Source organism: Sphingomonas sp., from assembly GCF_031372575.1.
In the GTDB taxonomy this organism is placed as follows: domain Bacteria; phylum Pseudomonadota; class Alphaproteobacteria; order Sphingomonadales; family Sphingomonadaceae; genus Sphingomicrobium.
This window is the reverse complement of sequence record NZ_JANMLM010000112.1, coordinates 1-18,590: the sequence shown is the minus strand read 5'-3', so window position 1 is coordinate 18,590 and position 18,590 is coordinate 1. Positions and strand designations below refer to the sequence as shown.

At 63.2% G+C, this 18,590-nt stretch carries 15 protein-coding genes and 1 pseudogene; 8 read left to right on the top strand and 8 right to left on the bottom strand.

Features of this window, described 5'->3' with window-relative positions:
* Nucleotide 1 precedes the first annotated feature (1 nt).
* Nucleotides 2–850, top strand: a complete 849-nt coding sequence (locus RMN73_RS11675; RefSeq protein WP_309603505.1) for a Ku protein — start codon at nt 2–4, stop codon at nt 848–850.
* A 3-nt stretch (nt 851–853) separates the two neighbouring features.
* Nucleotides 854–3,319 carry a DNA ligase D gene (gene ligD, locus RMN73_RS11670; protein WP_309603504.1) on the top strand — a complete coding sequence of 822 codons (2,466 nt, stop codon included), beginning with the start codon at nt 854–856 and terminating at the stop codon, nt 3,317–3,319.
* Here the strand turns inward: ligD and RMN73_RS11665 are convergent.
* The 6 genes from RMN73_RS11665 to RMN73_RS11640 all read right to left on the bottom strand — a co-directional run bounded on the left by RMN73_RS11665 (nt 3,316) and on the right by RMN73_RS11640 (nt 10,772).
* Nucleotides 3,316–4,287 (bottom strand): HWE histidine kinase domain-containing protein, encoded by a 972-nt coding sequence (locus RMN73_RS11665; protein WP_309603503.1) that lies wholly within the window; start codon nt 4,285–4,287, stop codon nt 3,316–3,318. The genes ligD and RMN73_RS11665 overlap by 4 nt on opposite strands.
* A gap of 55 nt (nt 4,288–4,342) precedes the next feature.
* Nucleotides 4,343–5,293, bottom strand: a complete 951-nt coding sequence (pip, locus tag RMN73_RS11660; protein WP_309603502.1) for a prolyl aminopeptidase — start codon at nt 5,291–5,293, stop codon at nt 4,343–4,345.
* A 61-nt stretch (nt 5,294–5,354) separates the two neighbouring features.
* Nucleotides 5,355–7,658, bottom strand: a complete 2,304-nt coding sequence (locus tag RMN73_RS11655) for a TonB-dependent receptor domain-containing protein (RefSeq protein WP_309603501.1) — start codon at nt 7,656–7,658, stop codon at nt 5,355–5,357.
* 154 nt (nt 7,659–7,812) lie between these two features.
* A complete protein-coding gene (locus tag RMN73_RS11650) occupies nt 7,813–9,183 on the bottom strand; it encodes a glutamate--cysteine ligase (RefSeq protein ID WP_309603500.1) in 1,371 nt (456 codons plus the stop codon).
* Between the two features lie 122 nt (nt 9,184–9,305).
* Nucleotides 9,306–10,049 (bottom strand): 16S rRNA (uracil(1498)-N(3))-methyltransferase, encoded by a 744-nt coding sequence (locus RMN73_RS11645; protein WP_309603499.1) that lies wholly within the window; start codon nt 10,047–10,049, stop codon nt 9,306–9,308.
* 81 nt (nt 10,050–10,130) lie between these two features.
* Nucleotides 10,131–10,772 carry a hypothetical protein gene (locus RMN73_RS11640; protein WP_309603498.1) on the bottom strand — a complete coding sequence of 214 codons (642 nt, stop codon included), beginning with the start codon at nt 10,770–10,772 and terminating at the stop codon, nt 10,131–10,133.
* Between the two features lie 222 nt (nt 10,773–10,994).
* Between RMN73_RS11640 and RMN73_RS11635 the strand changes: the two genes are divergently transcribed.
* From RMN73_RS11635 to RMN73_RS11625, 3 genes are read left to right on the top strand one after another with little or no spacing between them, the layout of a single operon-like run.
* Nucleotides 10,995–12,497 (top strand): phospholipase D-like domain-containing protein, encoded by a 1,503-nt coding sequence (locus RMN73_RS11635; protein WP_309603497.1) that lies wholly within the window; start codon nt 10,995–10,997, stop codon nt 12,495–12,497.
* Nucleotides 12,494–13,420: a 4-hydroxybenzoate octaprenyltransferase gene (gene ubiA / locus RMN73_RS11630; RefSeq protein ID WP_309603496.1), complete on the top strand. Its 927-nt coding sequence runs from the start codon at nt 12,494–12,496 to the stop codon at nt 13,418–13,420. The genes RMN73_RS11635 and ubiA overlap by 4 nt, the downstream gene beginning before the upstream one ends.
* A gap of 17 nt (nt 13,421–13,437) precedes the next feature.
* A complete protein-coding gene (locus RMN73_RS11625) occupies nt 13,438–14,784 on the top strand; it encodes a metallopeptidase TldD-related protein (protein WP_309603495.1) in 1,347 nt (448 codons plus the stop codon).
* Here the strand turns inward: RMN73_RS11625 and RMN73_RS11620 are convergent.
* Together RMN73_RS11620 and RMN73_RS11615 are read right to left on the bottom strand one after the other, a co-directional pair.
* On the bottom strand, nt 14,781–15,218 hold the full coding sequence (locus RMN73_RS11620; RefSeq protein ID WP_309603494.1) for a CoA-binding protein: 438 nt from the start codon (nt 15,216–15,218) through the stop codon (nt 14,781–14,783). The two genes, RMN73_RS11625 and RMN73_RS11620, sit on opposite strands and share 4 nt — an antisense overlap.
* Nucleotides 15,219–15,244: 26 nt before the next feature.
* Nucleotides 15,245–16,207, bottom strand: a complete 963-nt coding sequence (locus tag RMN73_RS11615; RefSeq protein WP_309603493.1) for an Mrp/NBP35 family ATP-binding protein — start codon at nt 16,205–16,207, stop codon at nt 15,245–15,247.
* Between the two features lie 80 nt (nt 16,208–16,287).
* On the opposite strand from RMN73_RS11615, the gene hflK reads away from it, so the two are divergent.
* The 3 genes and pseudogenes from hflK to RMN73_RS11600 all read left to right on the top strand — a co-directional run.
* Nucleotides 16,288–17,367 carry an FtsH protease activity modulator HflK gene (gene hflK, locus RMN73_RS11610; protein WP_309603492.1) on the top strand — a complete coding sequence of 360 codons (1,080 nt, stop codon included), beginning with the start codon at nt 16,288–16,290 and terminating at the stop codon, nt 17,365–17,367.
* Nucleotides 17,364–18,221, top strand: coding sequence for a protease modulator HflC (locus RMN73_RS11605; RefSeq protein WP_309603491.1), 858 nt, complete (start codon nt 17,364–17,366; stop codon nt 18,219–18,221). The genes hflK and RMN73_RS11605 overlap by 4 nt, the downstream gene beginning before the upstream one ends.
* 102 nt (nt 18,222–18,323) lie before the next feature.
* Nucleotides 18,324–18,590: pseudogene (locus RMN73_RS11600) on the top strand (protease); the annotation flags it as partial.

Genomic DNA, 18,590 nt, shown 5'->3' with positions numbered 1-18,590 from the left:
AATGGCGGCACGGCCGAGTTGGCGAGGGCAGATCAGGCTGGCACTGGTCTCGATCCCGGTCGAGATCTACCCGGCGACCAAGGCGGGCCGCTCGATCGCGTTCCACCAGATCCACGAGCCGTCGGGTCAGCGGGTCAAATATGAGAAGGTCGTGCCCGGGATCGGCCCGGTCGATCGCGACGAGATCCTCAAGGGCTATGAAATCGAGAAAGGCGAATATGTCCTGCTCGACCCCGAGGAGATCGAGAAGGTCAAATTGGAGAGTCGCAAGACGCTCGAGCTCACGCAATTTGTCGATTATTCGGACATCGACCCGATCTATTACGACAAGCCTTATTATGTTGTCCCGGCCGACGATCTGGCTGAGGAAGCCTTCGTCGTGGTGCGCGAGGCGCTGCGCAAGGCAAAGAAAGTCGGGATCGGCCAGCTCGCGATGCGCGGGCAGGAATATGTTGTCAGCCTGAAAGCGTGCGGGCGCGGGATGGTGCTCGAAACGTTGCGGTATGCCGATGAGGTCAACAAGGCGTCGTCATACTTTCGCGACATCAGCGACGCCAAGCCCGACGCCGACTTGCTTGATCTGGCCAGTACCTTGATCGAGAAGAAGGCGAGCGGGTTCGACGCGTCGGAGTTCGAGAACCGCTACATCGAGGCGCTAAAGGGGCTGATCGCCGAAAAGCTGAAGAAAAAGGGCAAGCGCGTCATCCAGGACGACAGCCCCGATACGCCGCCCAAGGGGTCGAACGTGATCGATTTGATGGCTGCATTGAAGAAGAGCATCGATAGTGGGGGCCAAGCGCCTGCGAAAAAAACGGCCGCGAAAAAGTCACTGGCCAAGAAGAGCGCCTGATCGATGGCCGGATCGAAGCTCGATATCCACAGCTACAATGCCAAGCGCGACTTCAAAAAAACCGCCGAGCCCAAGGGTAAGACCGGGCGCAAGACGGGCGACAGCTTCGTTGTGCAGAAGCATGATGCGAGCCGGTTGCACTGGGATTTCCGACTTGAAATGGACGGCGTGCTCAAAAGCTGGGCGGTGCCGCGCGGGCCGTCGATCGACCCCAAGGACAATCGCCTCGCGGTCCGCACCGAGGATCATCCGCTCGATTACGGAAGCTTTGAAGGGACCATCCCCAAGGGCGAATATGGCGGCGGAACGGTGATGCTGTGGGACCGCGGCCGATGGATCCCGCATCCCGACAAAGATCCGAGGCTGACGATCGAGGAAGGGCATCTTCACTTCACCCTCGAGGGTGAGCGCATGCGCGGCGAGTGGGTGATGTTTCGGTTGAAGGGCAAGCCCGGCGAGAAGGGCGAGAATTGGATGCTTAAGAAGGTCACAGATGTACATGCCGGGCCGGGCGAGACGTTGGTGGAAGAGGGGCTGACCAGCGTCACCACCAACCGGACAATGGCCGAGATCGCCGCCGGGACCGATCAGCGGCTGACCAAGAAAGGCGGCGCCAGGAAGAAGCGAGCCGGGATCAAACCGCCCGCGTTCCAGGCACCGCAACTCGCGACCCTGGTCGACGCCGTGCCGAGCGGCTCGGACTGGCTGTTCGAGTATAAATATGACGGATACCGGTTGCTGCTCGCGACCGGCGAGGGGACCGCGACCGCATTTACGCGCAACGGCAATGACTGGAGCAACAAATTCAAGGGCATCGCCAAGGCCGCCGCCGCGCTCCCAGCAGGATGCCTGATCGACGGCGAGGCGGTCGCGCTGGGCAAGGATGGCAAACCCGACTTCGGCCTGCTCCAGGTGAGCTTGAAGGACGGCAATGCCGATCTCGCTTTCTACGCCTTCGACCTGCTCGTCGACCGCGAAGAAGACATCACCGGGCTGACCAATTTGGAGCGCAAGGAACGGCTAGCCGCCTTGCTCAAGGGCGCGCCGCCGCCATTGATTTATGGCGACCACATCTTGGCCAAGGGCGAGGCGTTGTTCGACGCGATCTGCAAGCAAGGCGGCGAGGGGATCATCGCCAAGAAAGCCAATGCCACCTATCGCGGCGCACGGGCGAAGAATTGGCTCAAGGTCAAATGCATCCAGCGGCAGGAGTTCGTCATCGTCGGCTGGCAATCGAGCGACAAAAGGCGCGGTTTCCGCTCGCTCCACCTCGGCGTTCGCGACGGCACGAAATTGACCTACGCCGGCAAGGTCGGGACGGGGTTCGACACCAGGATGCTCGAGGACATGGCCGCGACAATGAAGCCACTCGAGGTAGAAGCGCCGCCGCTCGACGTGCCCAAGGTCGCGCTGCGTGGATCGCATTGGATCAAGCCCGAGCTGGTCGCTGAAGTCGCGTTCACCGAATTCACCCGCGAGGGGACGCTTCGCCACCCCAGCTTTATCGCGCTGCGAAACGACAAGAACGCGAGCGAAGTGGTGCGCGAGGTGCCCGAGAAACTGCCCGCCACAGCAAAGTCAAAGTCCGCGCTATCGACTGCCGCAACCTTCAACGCACGCATCACCAATCCCGACCGACTGATCTTCCCCGAATCCAACCTCAGCAAGGGCGACCTCGCCGATTATTATGCCGCGGTCGAAGCGATCTTCCTGGTCGATGGTGCGAAGCGGCCGATGACCCTGGTCCGCTGTCCGCAAGGGCGCGGCAAGGCGTGCTTTTTCCAGAAGCATGACAGCGGCGCTCTCGGTGAGTTCGTCAAGCATGTCCCGATCATCGAGAAGGACGGGTCGAGCGAAGATTATCTGTGGTTCGACGATCCGCGCGGGATATTGGCCTGCGTACAGATGGGGACGATCGAGTTCCATGGCTGGGGAAGCCGGGTGAAATCGCTCGAAAAGCCCGACCGGATGGTGTTCGACCTCGACCCCGACGAGGGCTTGGGGTTCGACAAGGTCAAGCTCGCCGCCGAGCGGCTGCGCGCCTTGCTCGCCGATCTGGGGCTGGAGACGTTCCCGTTATTGTCGGGCGGAAAGGGGATCCACGTCATCGGCCCGCTCGACCAGACTGCCGACTGGCCCAAGGTCAGAAGCTTCGCCGAGCGGTTCAGCCGCGCCATCGCCGAGGCCGAGCCGGAGTTGTTCACCGCCAACATCCGCAAGGCCCAGCGCAAGGGGCGGATCTTCCTCGACTGGCTCAGAAACCAGCGCGGCGCGACGGTGGTCATGCCTTATTCAGCACGCGCCCGCGACGGCGCGCCGGTTGCTGCGCCAGTAGATTGGTCCGAACTGGATGAGATTGTTGCGGCCAATGCCTTCACCATCCGCGACGCCGATCGCTTGCTCGACCGCGCGAGCTCGAAATTGCTCGCCGGCTGGGGCGTCGCCAATCAGAAACTGCCCGACTTTTAAGGCTCGACGGGGAAGTTCAACGTCGCGGTCAGGCCATCGGGCCGCCAGTCGCGCTCGATCGTACCGCTCAAGTCGGACCGAACACTCATCGCGATCATTCGCTGGCCGAAGCCGCTGCTCGGTGCGTCGGGGGCTTCGCACGGTGTCCCCAACTCGCGCCACACGAGGGTGATCGTCCGGCCGTCGCTGTCCCAGTCGAGTTCGATCTGTCCTTCATCGCGGCACAAGGCGCCATATTTGATGGCGTTGGTGTAAAGCTCGTGGAGGATCATCGACAGGCCGAGCACCTGGCCAGCCTTGAGCAATAGTTCGGGCCCACCAAACCGCGCTCGACCGGCAGTGACTTCCGCCCCGAGAACCCGGTCGGCAAGCGCCGAAATGGCGACATCCTGCCACACACGCCCGACCAGCAATTGGTGTGCCCGGGCGAGGCTATCGAGTCGCCCCGCGAAACTGGTGGTGAAGCTGTCCATATCAGCCGAATTAGCCGCCGTCTGGAGCGCGATAGCCTGCACCACGGTCAGCATGTTCTTCACCCGATGCTCGGATTCCTGGAGGATTCGTTGCTGGCGCTCGGACTCGGCCTTGCGCTCGGAAATGTCGCGGATGAAGCCGATGAATAATTTGTCGCCGAACTGCTCGCTCGCGGTGATCGACAGTTCAACCGGTATCTCGCTGCCTTCGCGGTGGAGCGCGGGAACCTCAATCCTTTTATCGAGCACCGGTCCGTCGCCGGTGGCGAGATAATGTTGCAGGCCCTTTTCATGCGCCGCGCGGTGCTGATGCGGAATGATCATGTCGGACAGGCGCTGGTCGCGCGCTTCTTCCCAGCTCCAGCCGAACAGGCGTTCGGCATGGCCATTCCAGCCGATCACCATACCGTCGGTATCCATCACTACGACCGGGTCGAGTGCGGTGTCGAGCACGGTCTGGAGACCGGCATGAAGGAGCCCCCACGGCAGGTTCATGCGCTCTATTTACGCGATTTATCGAACTATTCCAGTGGCTTCACAGAAATTTTATTTAGGTGGCGAAACGGTCCGTCGCGCGCACTAGGCCGTCGGTAATGCCCGGCTCGGTGAACAAATGGCCGCCGTCGGCGACGATTTGGAGCTCGACCTCGGGCCATGCTTTTTTCAGGTCCCACGCCGCGCTCGGCGGGGTGCAGCAATCGTGGCGGCCTTGAACGATGACGCCCGGGATACCCTTCAACTTATGCGCATTCTCGATCAGCTGATTGTCGTCGAGCCAGCCGAGGTTGCGCATGTAATGATTCTCGATCCGCGCGACTGCAATGGCGTGCTGATCCTCGGTGAATTCCTCGAGCATGACCGGGTCGGGGAGCAAGGTGACGGTCAGCCCTTCCCACATACTCCACGCCTTGGCCGCGGCGAGGCGGGTCGCGGGGTCACCACTAGTCAGCCGACGGTGATAGGCCTCGACCAGCCCGCTGCGCTCGCCTTCCTGCACCAGCCCGGTAAACGCCTCCCACCCTTCGGGATACAGCTCCGACGCGCCATATTCGTACAGCCAGTCGACTTCCTTCTGGCGGAACAGGAAGATGCCGCGCAGCACCAGTTCGGTCACGCGTGTCGGGTGGGTCTGGGCATAGGCCAGGCTGAGTGTTGATCCCCAGCTGCCGCCGAACACCATCCATTTGTCGATCCCGGCCATCTCGCGCAGCCGCTCCATGTCCTGCACCAGGTCCCAAGTGGTGTTATTCTCCAAGCTGGCGAACGGGGTCGATCGCCCGCACCCGCGCTGGTCGAACAGCAGGACGTCATATTTGGCGGGGTCGAATTGCTGGCGCTGCTTGGGGCTGCAGCCCGATCCGGGGCCGCCGTGGAGGAACACTGCGGGCTTGCCACCCGGCGTCCCGCACCGTTCCCAGTAAAGAATGTGCCCCTCGCCGACGTCGAGCATGCCCGTCTCATAGGGTTCGATCGGCGGATAGAGGGTGAGTCGATCGGTCATGGCTGGTCCTGGCAAGGCAAATGGCGGCGACTGCCTAACGCAGCCGCCGCCCGATGGCGACTTAGAACTTCACGCCGAACTCGACTCCCCAGATACGCGGTTCGTTGACCATCGCAGTCAGATTGTTGAAATCGATCCCGCTCACTGCGCTCTCGTCATTGGTGATGTTGCGGCCAAAGGCGGCAATGTCGAAGCGGTCGGTCTTGTAACCGACGCGAAGCCCGCCTTCGAGCAATCGATCGTCGCTGAATTCGACCGAGCGGTAGAGGAAGAACTGGACCTTCGAGCGGTGGTACCAGTCGGTGAAGACGTACAGCGACCCCGGCCCGACCGGATGTTCGTAACCGGCGGTGAAATTGAAAATCCACTTCGGCGATTGTGGCAACTGGTTGCCGTCGATGAATACGATTGCCGGCTGGAACGGCGCGGCGGGGGCAAAGATCGGGTCGAGCACGGTGCACGGCGCACCGCAGGTTTCGACGGTCAAACCTTTGTCGCGAATGCGGGTCCGGTTGTAGCTCAGGCCGGCGGTGAGGTTGAGGCCGGTCAGCGGCCGCGCCTGCAATTCGGCCTCGAACCCGTGGCCGGTGACCGCATCGGCGTTGAGCAACAGATTGGCATTTGCGCCGCCGCCGACCGCTGACAATTGCAGATCTTTGGTGCGGAAATAATAGCCGGTCAGATTGAACCGCAGTTTGCGGTCGAACAGCACGGTTTTGATCCCCGCCTCGTACGACATGGTGTTTTCGCTGTCTGCAGTGGTCACATTGCGGTCGAACAGGATGCGGCCCTGGATTGCCGGAGCGCGATAGCCTTTGGCGATCCGTGCGTAGACATTCACATCCGGGCTGATCTTCTGCAGCGCGCTGAAGTCCCATGTCAGCACGCTGTCTTTGACCTTGGTGGTCGATTCGGGAACCGGGCCGCCGCCGATGAAGCCGGGGCGCAGATCGACCATGCGGTCGGCGACCAGTTTCTTCTTGTCATGGTTCCACCGCGCCCCGGCCTGCAGCCTGAGCCCGAAATCAAACGCATAATTGAGCGACCCGAACAGCCCCAGCGCCTTGCTGTCCTGGCGCTGATTGACGATTGCCGACGGGGTGGTCGCGGTCGGCGCTCCGAAATCGAAGCTTTCGATGTCGAGCTTCTCGTTGAAGTAGAAGATCCCCGCCTGGTAACCGAGCCCGCCCTTGTTGTTCGACGCGATCCGTACTTCCTGGGTGAACTGGTCGAGGCTCGGGATATTGTCCTGGCTCTGCGCTGCGAACGGGATGAAGCCCGGCTCGCTATTGTCGGAGAAGCCGGGGCCGCAGAACGAGCAGCCGAAACCGCCGTCGATGTCGCCGCGGCTCTTGAGCTTGCCGTGCCAGTAACTGGTGATCGAATAGAGCGTCAGGGGACCGAAATCATAGGATAATGCAGCCGCCGCGTTCTCGGTCGTCAGCCGCTGGAAATTGATCCCGTCGGCGCGAATTTCATCGCGCTCGAAATCGCCGCCGTCGACCCCGATCAGATCGTTGGTGCCAGGTTTGATTGCGTTGGCGCGGAAGATCCGCGCATCGCCCTTGTAATCGCGCAACTGACCAGTCAGGCGGATAGTCAGGGCGTCGCTCGGTTCGAACAGCAACTGGCCTCGAAACGCGAAATCGTCATAGCCTTCATTATTGTTGCTGCCCGTCCGGTCAATATTGTCGACCCAGTCGTTGCGGTGCTGCCACATGCCCGACACGCGGAACGCCACCTTGTCGTTGATCCGATGGCCGATCGCTGCCTCCGCATTGATCGTCGAATAGCTGCCGAAGCTGAGCTTCGCATAATTGTCGCCGCGTCCCGGCTTGACCGGATCCAACTTGACGATGCCAGCCGGGGTGTTGCGGCCGAACAGCGTGCCCTGCGGACCGCGCAACACTTCGACCCGGTCGATATCGAACGCCGGAAAACCCTTAAGGATCGGGTTCTCGAGCACGACGTCGTCATAAATGAAGCTCACCGGCTGCGACGCATTGAGGTCGAAATCGGTGTTGCCGAGGCCGCGGATGTAGAACCGCGGGAACGTCCGCCCGAACGAGCTTTCGATATTGAGGCTCGGTACCCGGCCGGACAAGGCGCGCACGTCGCTGCCGCCCGCATTGATGGCATCGAGCGTCTGGTCGCTGACGGTTGCCACGGACAGCGGAATGTCCTGCAAATTTTCGCTCCGCCGTTGGGCGGTGACGATGATCTCGTCGACCCCAACAGTCGATTCTGCCGTTGTTTGCGCAGGCGCTTCGGGCGTTGCGGCTGGGGCGTCCTGCGCAAGCGCGGGTGCGGCGATAAAACAGGCGGCAATTGCAGCCAGCGAACAGGTCGAATGAATCAGGCGCATCGGCTCAATCTCTCATGTCAGGAATGGAGACAAAGAGCGCCCCCCTGGCCGCTCCGATGACCTAGACTTGCTAGTGAGCGCGGCCGTCGAGTCAATTCGCGGGCGGTCGATGTGACTATTTAGTTTCGTCCGCGTGACCTGCGGGTAACAGTGGTCAGAAGCTATACTCTTCGTACACGCGGGACACATCGCCCTGCCATTCGCCGTGGTAGCGTTCGAGCAAGCGATCGGCAAAGGTCATGCCGCTCGACACGACTTCGCGCAACGGATCGAGGAAACCGCTTTCATTGTCGCCGCTGGCGTTGAGCTGAGCGCGTGCGCTGAGGCCCGCAGTGGCGATTTCGAGCACCTCACCGGCCAGATCGCGCATCGTCCCGCCGCCGGGCACCCTGGCGTCGAGCGCCTCAGCCGGCACCGCATGGCGCAATGCCTCGCGTTCCTCGATCGTCCAATGTTTGACCCGGTCCCACGCCGCATCGAGCGCATTGTCGTCATAAAGCAAACCGACCCACAAGGCCGGAAGCGCGCAGATCCGCCCCCAGCGCCCGCCATCGGCTCCGCGCATTTCGAGGAAGCTCTTGAGCCGAACCTCGGGAAAGGCGGTCGACAGATGGTCGTTCCAGTCGGCGACGGTCGGCTTCTCACCCGGAAGCACCGACAATTCGCCGTCGAGGAAATCGCGGAAGCTTAAGCCCGCGGCATCGATATATTTGCCATCGCGGAACACGAAATACATCGGCACGTCGAGCGCATAATCGCAATAACGTTCGTAGCCGAAGCCGTCCTCGAACACGAACGGCAGCATGCCGGTGCGATGCGGGTCGGTATCTTCCCAAATATGGCTGCGGAAACTCTTGAAGCCGTTGGGCTTGCCCTCGGTGAACGGCGAATTGGCGAATAATGCAGTCGCCACCGGCTGCAGCGCCAGCCCGACACGGAATTTCTTCACCATGTCGGCCTCGGACGAATAATCGAGATTGACCTGAATGGTGCAGGTGCGGAGCATCATATCGAGCCCGAGACTGCCGACCCGCGGCATATGGTCGAGCATGATTTTGTAGCGGCCCTTGGGCATGATCGGCAGCTCGGCGCGGGTCTTGTCGGGCCACATGCCGAGCCCAAGAAAGCCGAGCCTGAGCTTGTCGCCGACCGCCTTGACCTGCTGCAGGTGTCGTCCGCTTTCGGCGCAGCTTTCGTGGAGGTTGGACAATGGCGCGCCCGACAGCTCGAACTGGCCCGCAGGCTCCAGGCTGACAGTCCCGTCGTCGCCGGCGAGCGCAATGATCTTGCCGCCCTCAAGCACCGGCTTCCACCCGAACTCGGTCAGCCCCTCGAGCAAGTCGCGGATCCCGCCCGGCTCATCCCAGCTCGGCGCGCGATGATCGGCCAGGCGATAGACGAATTTCTCATGCTCGGTCCCGATCCGCCAATCCGCGCGCGGCTTTTCGCCGCCGGAAAAGACCGAGATCAAATCGTCACGGCTCTCGACGAGCGGGCTTGCGGAGAGGTCGGTTCGGGTTGTCATTCGAAACGGGCGTTAGCGATGTTGGCGGCGAAGCCAAGAAGATTTCGTTTCACGCAAAGTCGCAAAGGCGCAAAGCCGATTATTCCCTTCGCGCCTTTGCGCCTTCGCGTGAGAAACTCTTTCTAGCCTCGCCAATCTCCGACCGCCGCCATCCAGGCAGCAATCGCCGCCAGCGCGGCGGTATCGGCTCGGAGGATCCGGGGGCCGAGGCTGATCGCCCTCGCATTGGGCAAGGCGCAGATCAAAGCGGCTTCCTCGGGCGTGAACCCGCCTTCGGGGCCAGTGAGGATCGTCGCGGGGCCGGGGGCGAACGCCGATGCCGCTGCCTCGCCGCCAGTTTCATCCGCAAAATACAAGGTCCTCGCCGGGTCGAGTGCTTTCAGAAACGCCGCCAGCTTGACCGGCTCGGATATGGTCGCGAGCGCGGTCCGCCCGCATTGCTCGGCCGCCTCGACGATGTGGCTGCGCATCCGCTCCAGGTTCAATTTGTCGACGATCGTCCGCCGGGTGATCACCGGATCGAGCCGCGCCACGCCCAGCTCGACCGCCTTCTCGACCAGCCAGTCGACCCGCCCCTTTTTGACTGGAGCGAAGGCCAAAGCGAGGTCGGGGACCGCCTCCTGCGCCTTCGTCGGCTCGACCACGGCCAGGATCATCCGCCGCTTCCCCGCCTCGACCACCCGCGCCAGCCACTCGCCCGACACCCCGTCGAACAGCAACACCTCGCCGCCCTCCTTGAGCCGTAGCACATTGCCGAGATAATTGGCTTGCGCCCCGTCGAGTGCCACCAGTACCCCCGCGCTCAGCGGCGGCGGAACGAACAGGCGCGGCAAGGATCGCGGCGGCCAGGTGGGGGTGGCGGGCATGGTTGCGACTTAGCGGGAGAATCGGGCGTTCGCCATGGATAGAAAAGCGGATGTCGGCGCGTCCTTGCGTCCGACCCGCGCCTAAGGTTCGCCATAGGGAGAGCCACTTTCGCGGATCGCTTGAGGTCGCGGTGTGTCCATCGCAACACAGGCCGAGCGGGGAGCGGGAATAGAGTTTGGAACGACCTTTAGCCGAGCCTCGCGAGCAAGCCCGGCAAGCAGCGCTGTATGCTGCGTAATGCGCCAATGGCGGTAGCGCGCATCCTGAAGTGCCAGGTTGAACTCGATCAGCACGTCGGGGCTGGCATCGCTTAGATGCTCAAGCGTGCGCAGCTTCGCCCAATCGGCTTGCTCGACAACCATCTCCGAGGTGATGTTTCGCATCCAGTGATGCAGTTGGCTGTAGTGGCCGAGTTCGTCATCACTCAGGAGCGCCGCCCGGCCGGCCTGGGCCAATGCTTCCCAGCGAGCGATTTGCATGGTCCAATATTGCGGTCGGCCAATCCACCGTGGCGTGTCGATCACCCCGCTCTTCGCGGCTCCCTCGAGCAGGACCTGGACCTCTTCTATCCGGCGCTCGACGCACGATCGGATTGCCGAACGCGAATCAAGTCGCGACATATTTGTCTGAAGTTCGGTGCGAATCGCCGCGCGCGCCCGGGCGGCGTCGGCGCGATCATTAAACCCTTGCGCGACCTGCTGGGCCCCAAGCGCGATCAGCACGCCTGCCGTCACGATCCCCAGCTCCCACACCACCGCATTCCACCCGTGCGGCGGTTTGGGCCTCATCAATCGGAACATCGGCGTCCCCCAACGCAATTGCCTCCCGCATCACCTAACCGTTCGCCCTGAGCTTGTCGAAGGGCTGCTTTTCTTCCTACGGGGGCCGCAGGGTTGAAGGACGGGCCTTCGACAAGCTCAGGACGCACGGGGAAACCGAGGACCATGGCCGCCAATCCCCTTCAACCAATCGTCGCCCAAGGCCGCAATTGCTGGCGCATCGCCCGCGCCACCGAAGCCAGCGTGATCGTCGATGCGGCCGATTATTATCGCCACATCCGCGCGGCGATGATCGCCGCAAAGAAACGCATCTTCATCGTCGGCTGGGACTTCGACACGCGCATCGCGCTCGATCCCGACGAGCATGGCCAGGGCGAGACGCTCGGCCGCTTCTTCCTCAACCTGGCCAAGGCCAAGCCCCACCGCGAGATCGACATCCTCAAGTGGAATTTCGGTGCGCTGAAGCAGTTCACCCATCCCTCGGCGGTGGTCTGGTTGGCGCGCTGGTGGAAGACAAAAGCGATCGATTTCCGCTTCGATTCGTCGCATCCGCCAGGTTGCAGCCATCATCAGAAGATCGTGGTAATCGACGATAATCTCGCAGCCTGCGGCGGGATCGATATCTCATCGTCGCGGTGGGACACGAACGACCATCGCGATGACGACCCGCGCCGCACCGGCCCTGACGGCAAGCCCTACATGCCGTGGCACGACGCGACGATGATGATGCGCGGTGCCGTGGCAGGGCAACTCTCCGAGCTTGGCCGCGAGCGCTGGTCGGCCGCGACCAAGGCCAAGCTCGACCCGATCGACCCGGGTGACGATGACTGGCCCAAGGATCTCGACGTGATGTTCCGCGACGTCGACATCGCCATCGCCCGCACCCGCGCCGCTTATGACGGTCTGGCCGAAGTGCGTGAGATCGAGACGCTGTATCTCGACATGATCGCCGCAGCGGAGCGGTTGATCTATTTCGAGAATCAATATTTCACTAGCGCCAAGATCGGCGCCGCGATTGCGGTCCGCATGGCCGAGCCCGATCCGCCCGAGATTGTGATGGTGATGCCGCGTCAAGCCGATGGCTGGCTCGAACAGAAAGCGATGGACGGGGCGCGGCTGAAACTGGTCGCGGCAATCGGCGAGAAAGACGTCGGCAATCGCTTCCGGGTCTACATTCCGGTGACCAGCAAGCGCGCCGACATTTACGTCCATGCCAAGGTTTCGGTGGTTGATGACCGACTGCTGCGGGTTGGGTCGTCCAATCTCAACAATCGCAGCCAGGGGCTCGACAGCGAATGTGACGTGATCATCGACGCCGGGCTCGCCGTCAATGCCGATACACCGCCCGCGATCACCGCGCTGCGCCATCGGCTGCTCGCCGAACATCTCGACTGCACGCCGGACGAATTCGCCGCGGCGGAGAAGGAGCATGGCTCGATGGTCAAGGCGATCGAAGCGCTGATCGGCCCCGGCAAGTCGCTCGAGCTGTTGCCGATGGAGGGATTGAGCGACGCTGAGGAGTTCATCGCCTCGAACGAATTGCTCGACCCCGAAAGTCCCGAGGCGATGCTCGACCCGATCGGCAAGCGCGGGCTGGCGAAAAGCTGGGCCAAGGGCCGCGCCGCGATCGGCCAACGATTCGGCGGACGGCGGTCGGGGCGTCAATGACACAGGCCGGCGTGACCGCGAATGACGTCGTTCCCGACAGTGAGCGGCGTGGGCTGATCGGGGTGCTTCCGGTCGTGCTTCGGCCATACGCAAGCCTGATGCGGATCGACCGGCCGATCGGCACGTGGCTATTGTTCTGGCCGTGCGCATGGGGGCTGGCGCTGGCGGGTGCGCGTGATGGTGCGGCTTATGCCACTTTCGCCGTCGGCGCCTTCGTCATGCGTTCCGCCGGCTGCGTCTATAACGACATCGTCGATCGCAAGCTCGACCGCCAAGTCGAGCGGACCCGGCTCCGGCCACTGGCCAGCGGGCGCGTAGCGCTCGGAAAGGCGTGGGCGCTGACCATCGGCCTGGGCCTGATCGGCCTCCTGGTCCTTCTGACGATGCCATTTGAAGCCCAATTGGTCGCGGTCGCGAGCCTCGTACTGGTCGCGGCCTATCCGTTCATGAAGCGCATTACCTGGTGGCCGCAGGTGTGGCTCGGGCTGGTGTTCAGCTGGGGCGCATTGGTCGGCTGGCCTGCCGCGACGGGCAGTTTCGACTGGCCGCCATTGTTGCTGTGGCTCGGTTCGATCTTCTGGGTGATCGGCTATGACACGCTCTACGCGATCCAGGATATCGAGGATGACGCCTTGGTCGGGGTGGGCTCCTCTGCCCGGCGAATGGGGGCCAATGTCCGCTTTGGGGTCGCCATCTGTTACGCGCTCGCGATCACCGGATGGGGCGCGGCGATCTGGCTGGTCCGCCCCGACGCGCTCGCGCTGCTCGCCTTGCTCCCCGCCATGATTCACCTCGCCGTGCAGGCATGGCGCGCCGACCCGGCCGACGGCGCAGGCGCACTGGCACTGTTCCGCTCGAACCGCTGGTGTGGGGCATTGGTGTTCGGGGCGATGCTCGTGGTGGGGTTGAGCGCAACCGCGTGACCGCTTAACCGGCACCGATGCTCAACCCTGACCAAGCCCGCGACAAAGTCGAACAACTCGTTGAACAGGCCCGCCGCGCCGGTGCCGACGGAGCCGATGCACTCTACCTCGGCGAGCGGTCCAGCGGGGTGCAAGTGCGCAAGGCCGAGCTGGAAGATGTCAGCCGCTCCGAAGGCGAAGGCATCGGGCTCCGCGTTTTTCGTGGCTCGAAATCGGCCAGCGTCTCGTCCTCGGACCTGTCCGATGATGCGCTATCCGCCTTGGTCGAGCGGTCGCTGGCGATGGCCGGTGAAGCGCCTGACGACCCTTATGCCGGACTCGCGCCTGCTGACCTGCTCGCCGCCCCGCCATTCGCCGAGTTCGACAGTTGGGACCCGCTCGAGCCCGACCCGGCCGCGCTCAAGCAACGCGCGCTCGAAGCGGAAGGCGCAGCACTGGCGATCAAGGGCGTCACCAATTCCAGCGGTGCTGGCGCCTCCGCTTCGGGATCGACCGTCGCGCTGGCGATTTCGAGCGGCTTCAGCGGCGCTTATCGCGCCACTGGCCACAGTTGCTCGGCAACCGTGATTGCTGGCGAAGGCGCCGGGATGGAGCGCGATTATGCCTGGCACAGTGCGCGCCACGCCGCCGATCTTGAAGATTCATCCGCCATTGGCCGCCGCGCTGGCGAGCGGGCCGTGGCGCGATTGAACCCCGTTAAGATCGACGCCGGTCGGCTGCCGATCCTGTTCGACCCGCGCGTCGCCACCACCCTGCTTGGGCATTTTATCGGTGCGATCACCGGATCGTCGGTGGCGCGCAAGTCGAGCTTCCTGATGGACAAGCTCGGCGGCCAGATTTTCGCGCCCGGCGTCTCGATCCACGATGATCCCTTGCGCGCACGTGGGCTGCGCAGCCGGGCGTTCGATGGCGAGGGCTTGCCGGTGCGGCCGATGGCGCTGGTCGACGACGGCATTCTCAAGACCTGGCTCGCCGAAAGCGCCTCGGCGCGCCAGCTCGGCATATCGCCGACCGGTCACGCCATTCGCGGTGTCGGCGGCGCACCGGGGGCAGGGCCGTCGAACCTCTATCTCGCTGCCGGAACCGCCAGCCCCGACGCGCTTCGCGCGCGCTTCCCGCGTTGCATCCTGGTCACCGAATTGATCGGGCAGGGGGTCAATGGCGTCACCGGCGATTACAGCCGCGGCGCGGCGGGCTTCCTGATCGAGCATGGCGAAATGGTTGGTCCGCTGGCGGAAATCACCATCGCGTCGAATTTGATCGAGATTTTCGCTACGCTTGAGCCCGCCAACGACCTCGTCTTCCGCCGCGGAGTCGACAGCCCGACCTTGCTGGTGCCCGAAATGACGGTGGCGTCGGCCTAGGCTTGCTCGCCAACCGGCTTCAACCCCAACCGCGCAATCTCGATTTTCGGGCAGTGATCCATCACCACTTTCAGCCCCGCAGCTTCCGCCTTAGCCGCTGCCGCCTCGTCGACCACGCCGAGCTGCATCCACACCGCCTTCGCCCCGACCGCAATGGCGTCGTCGACGATCGGCCCGACAGTTTCGCTCTTCATGAAGATGTCGACGATATCGATTTGCTCGCCGATCTGCGCCAATTCGCGCCAGACATACTCGCCATGGACATGCTCGCCGGTGATCCGCGGATTGACCGGGAACACGCGATAGCCCTGGTTCTGAAGGAATTTCATTACGCCATAGCTGGCGCGGTCGGGCCGGTCGGATGCGCCGACCAGGGCGATGGTTCTGGCACCCTGCAAAACCTCTGCAATGTCTTCGTCACGGCTTAGCGGCATGATGGTCTCCTTGCCCGCTCAATGCTTCAGCTTGGGTTTCTTTCCAGCGCGTCAAGCAGCGCCTTTGCCAAAGCCACAAACGTCTCGCCCGCCGGCCCATCCTCCGCCGCCGGTGGCCGCCCGGCATCGCTTGCCTTCCGCAGGCTCGCCGACAATGGCAAGCGCCCGAGGAACGGCACCCCGAGCCGCGCCGCCGACGCTTCCGCTCCGCCGCTCCCGAACGGGTCGCTTTCCTCGCCGCAATGCGGGCAGATGTAGCCCGCCATATTCTCGATGATCCCGATCACCGGCACGTCGGTGCGGGCGAACAAGTCGATCGCGCGGGTGGCGTCGATCAGGGCGAGGTCCTGCGGGGTCGAGACAATCACCGCGCCGACCGGCTTGGCCTTTTGCACCAGCGACAATTGCACGTCGCCGGTGCCGGGCGGCAAATCGACCAGGATCAGATCGACATCGCCCCAGTCGCCGTCAGTCAATTGCGCCAGCGCGCCCGCCGCCATCGGCCCGCGCCACGCCAGCGCCTGGCCTGCCGGGACCAATTGCCCGACCGACAGTAATTTGACACCGAATGCCGTGTCGACCGGTATGAGTTGCTTGTCCTTCGCTTCGGGCCGCTGCGGCGCACCAAGCAGGGTCGGCTGCGACGGGCCGTAAATATCGGCGTCGATCAGCCCGACTTTCTTCCCCATTCGCGCCAGTGCGACCGCGAGGTTGGCGGTGATGGTCGATTTGCCGACCCCGCCCTTGCCCGATCCGATTGCGATCATCGGCGCGGCGCCCTTGCGCGCGGCGGTCATCGCGATCCGCACTTCGCTGACGCCAGGGATGGTGCCTGCGGCCTCGCGCAGCCTTGTCTCCATCGCCTTGCGCTCGTCATTGCGCATTCCGCTGCCGTCGACGATCAAAGTCGCGACCCCGCCCTCGAGTTTCTTCGATCGGATCCGGAGCGCATCCGGGTGGCTGTCGAGGCGGTTCAATTGTTCGTCCATGCCGCGCCGCTTAGGCCGTGGTGGCAGTAATCGGCAAGCGACCCCTGTTTTTCGTGATCGCGGCTTCCTATAGAGGGATCATGAGAATTTTATCGGGGTTGGGCACGCTTGGGTCGCGCCTGTTCAATGACAGCAAGGGACCGTGGGGGCCCAAAGCGGATAATGGCGCTGGCGATCCGCCGCGCGAGCCATCGCGCGGCCCGTGGGGCGGCGAGCGCCCGGCTCCGCGGCCCGACGGTAATTTCGGCACGGCGGGGATCGATGCTTTCATCGAGCGCAACCGGCGGCGCTTCGGCGGCGGATTCGGCGACGATGGCGCACCGCGTCGCCCCAGCGGCTCCAAGATTGCGTGGATCGTGCTTGGCCTGATCGGCCTGTTCCTGCTGTCCACCACCCTGCACCAGATCAAGCCCGAGGAACGCGGCGTGGTGACGATGTTCGGCCGCTACAGTGCGACCCTCCCGCCGGGCGTAAGCTTCACCCTGCCAACGCCGATCCAGCGGGTGCAGAAGGTCAATGTCGAGCAAATCCGCAATATCGAGCTTGGCTCGGCGGCGGAAGAAACGCTGATGCTGACCGGCGATCAGAACATCATCGACATCGCCTATCAGGTGCGGTGGAGCATCAAGGATCCCGAGGAATATCTGTTCGAGCTGCGGACCCCGGTCGATACCATTCGCCAGGTCGCCGAAAGCTCGATGCGCCAGGTCGTCGCGCAGGTCAGTCTGCAGGACGCGATCGGCAACAAGCGCGGCGAAATCGAAGCGCGGGTGCAGGAAGAAATGCAGAATACGCTCGATCGCTATCGCTCGGGCGTGGTGGTTCGCGGCATCGCGATCAAGCAGGCCGATCCGCCGGCCGAGGTCAATGACGCCTTCAAGGATGTCACCGCCGCGCAGCAGGATGCACAGAGCGCGATCAACAACGCCAATGCTTACTCGCTCCAGCTAAAGCAGATTGCGGAAGGCGAAGCGACCGCGTTTGACAAGGTCTACACCCAATATAAGGCGGCCCCCGAAGTAACCCGCCGCCGACTATATTATGAGACGATGGAGCGCGTCCTCAAGGGCGTCGACAAGACCATTGTCGAGACCCCGGGAGTGACCTCCTATCTGCCGCTGCCCCAGATTCAGCGCCAACAACCCAAGGCCGGACAATGATCGAAGCTCTTCGCCGTCACCCGATGATCGCCGTGAGTGCTGGCGCGATCCTGCTCGTTGCGCTGCTCGGCAGCGTGACGATCGTCCCGGAAACCAGCCAGGGCATCGTCATCCGCTTTGGCAAGCCGGTGCGGATCGTCAATCAATATGACCCGCAGCAGCGGCTCGGCTCGGTCGGCGCGGGCCTCAATGCCAAAATCCCGTTCGCCGAATCGATCGTGTGGATCGACAAGCGCGTGCGCGATCTCGACATGGACCGTCAGCAAGTGTTGTCGATCGACCAACGCCGGCTCGAGGTCGACGCCTTTGCCCGCTATCGCGTGGTCAATCCCTTGCGGATGTTCAAGGCCGCCCGCTCGGAAGATCGGGTCGAGGAAGCGTTGAAGCCAATCCTTGGCTCGCAGCTTCGCAATGAGCTTGGCAAGCGCCCGTTCGCGTCGATGCTCAGTCCCGAGCGTGAGGGCGCGATGGAGAATATCCGCACCGGTATGAACCGCATCGCCAGCCAATATGGCGTCGAAGTGGTCGATGTGCGGATCAAGAAGGCCGACCTTCCCGACGGCACCCCGTTGCAATCGGCGTTTGCACGGATGCGCAGTGCCCGCCAGCAGGAAGCCCAGTCGATCCGCGCCGAAGGTGGCAAGACCGCGCAGATCATCCGCGCCGAAGCCGATGCCGCCGCCGCGCAAATCTATGCCGCCAGCTTCGGCAAGGATGCCGATTTCTATAATTTCTACCGGGCGATGCAATCCTATCGGGTGACATTTGTTGGCGACGGCCAGACCAAGCTTCCGCCGACCAGCATCATCATGTCGCCCAACAGTGAGTATCTGAAGGAATTCACTGGACGCTAAGGCACCACATTGTTCAAATTGCGTTCATGCGCTCGACCTAGCGTCGTCCATCAACGTCAGCAGCGAGCGAGAATATTTATGGTTTCGAAGGAGTACGGACCTTTGCGTTACGCCTATGGAGTAGCCACCGCCTTGCTGCTTGGGGGGACCGCTTTCTCGCTCGCCACCGGCCAGGCCGGTGCCCAGGTCGCCCAGAATTCGCCGACATCCATGGCCCCGCGTCCCGGCGCGCCAATGTCGTTTGCGGATCTTGCCGCGCGGCTCCAGCCTGCGGTGGTCAACATTTCGACCAAGCAACGCATTGCAGTTCGGCAGCAGGCCGATCCGTTCGAGGAATTCTTTCGCCGCTTCGGTGCGCCCGGCGGCCAG

Coding starts and splice junctions, on each gene's coding strand:
- RMN73_RS11675 (WP_309603505.1), top strand. CDS start 2: ATGGCGGCACGGCCGAGTTGGCGAGGGCAGATCAGGCTGGCACTGGTC.
- ligD (WP_309603504.1), top strand. CDS start 854: ATGGCCGGATCGAAGCTCGATATCCACAGCTACAATGCCAAGCGCGAC.
- RMN73_RS11665 (WP_309603503.1), bottom strand. CDS start 4,287: ATGAACCTGCCGTGGGGGCTCCTTCATGCCGGTCTCCAGACCGTGCTC.
- pip (WP_309603502.1), bottom strand. CDS start 5,293: ATGACCGATCGACTCACCCTCTATCCGCCGATCGAACCCTATGAGACG.
- RMN73_RS11655 (WP_309603501.1), bottom strand. CDS start 7,658: ATGCGCCTGATTCATTCGACCTGTTCGCTGGCTGCAATTGCCGCCTGT.
- RMN73_RS11650 (WP_309603500.1), bottom strand. CDS start 9,183: ATGACAACCCGAACCGACCTCTCCGCAAGCCCGCTCGTCGAGAGCCGT.
- RMN73_RS11645 (WP_309603499.1), bottom strand. CDS start 10,049: ATGCCCGCCACCCCCACCTGGCCGCCGCGATCCTTGCCGCGCCTGTTC.
- RMN73_RS11635 (WP_309603497.1), top strand. CDS start 10,995: ATGGCCGCCAATCCCCTTCAACCAATCGTCGCCCAAGGCCGCAATTGC.
- ubiA (WP_309603496.1), top strand. CDS start 12,494: ATGACACAGGCCGGCGTGACCGCGAATGACGTCGTTCCCGACAGTGAG.
- RMN73_RS11625 (WP_309603495.1), top strand. CDS start 13,438: ATGCTCAACCCTGACCAAGCCCGCGACAAAGTCGAACAACTCGTTGAA.
- RMN73_RS11620 (WP_309603494.1), bottom strand. CDS start 15,218: ATGCCGCTAAGCCGTGACGAAGACATTGCAGAGGTTTTGCAGGGTGCC.
- RMN73_RS11615 (WP_309603493.1), bottom strand. CDS start 16,207: ATGGACGAACAATTGAACCGCCTCGACAGCCACCCGGATGCGCTCCGG.
- hflK (WP_309603492.1), top strand. CDS start 16,288: ATGAGAATTTTATCGGGGTTGGGCACGCTTGGGTCGCGCCTGTTCAAT.
- RMN73_RS11605 (WP_309603491.1), top strand. CDS start 17,364: ATGATCGAAGCTCTTCGCCGTCACCCGATGATCGCCGTGAGTGCTGGC.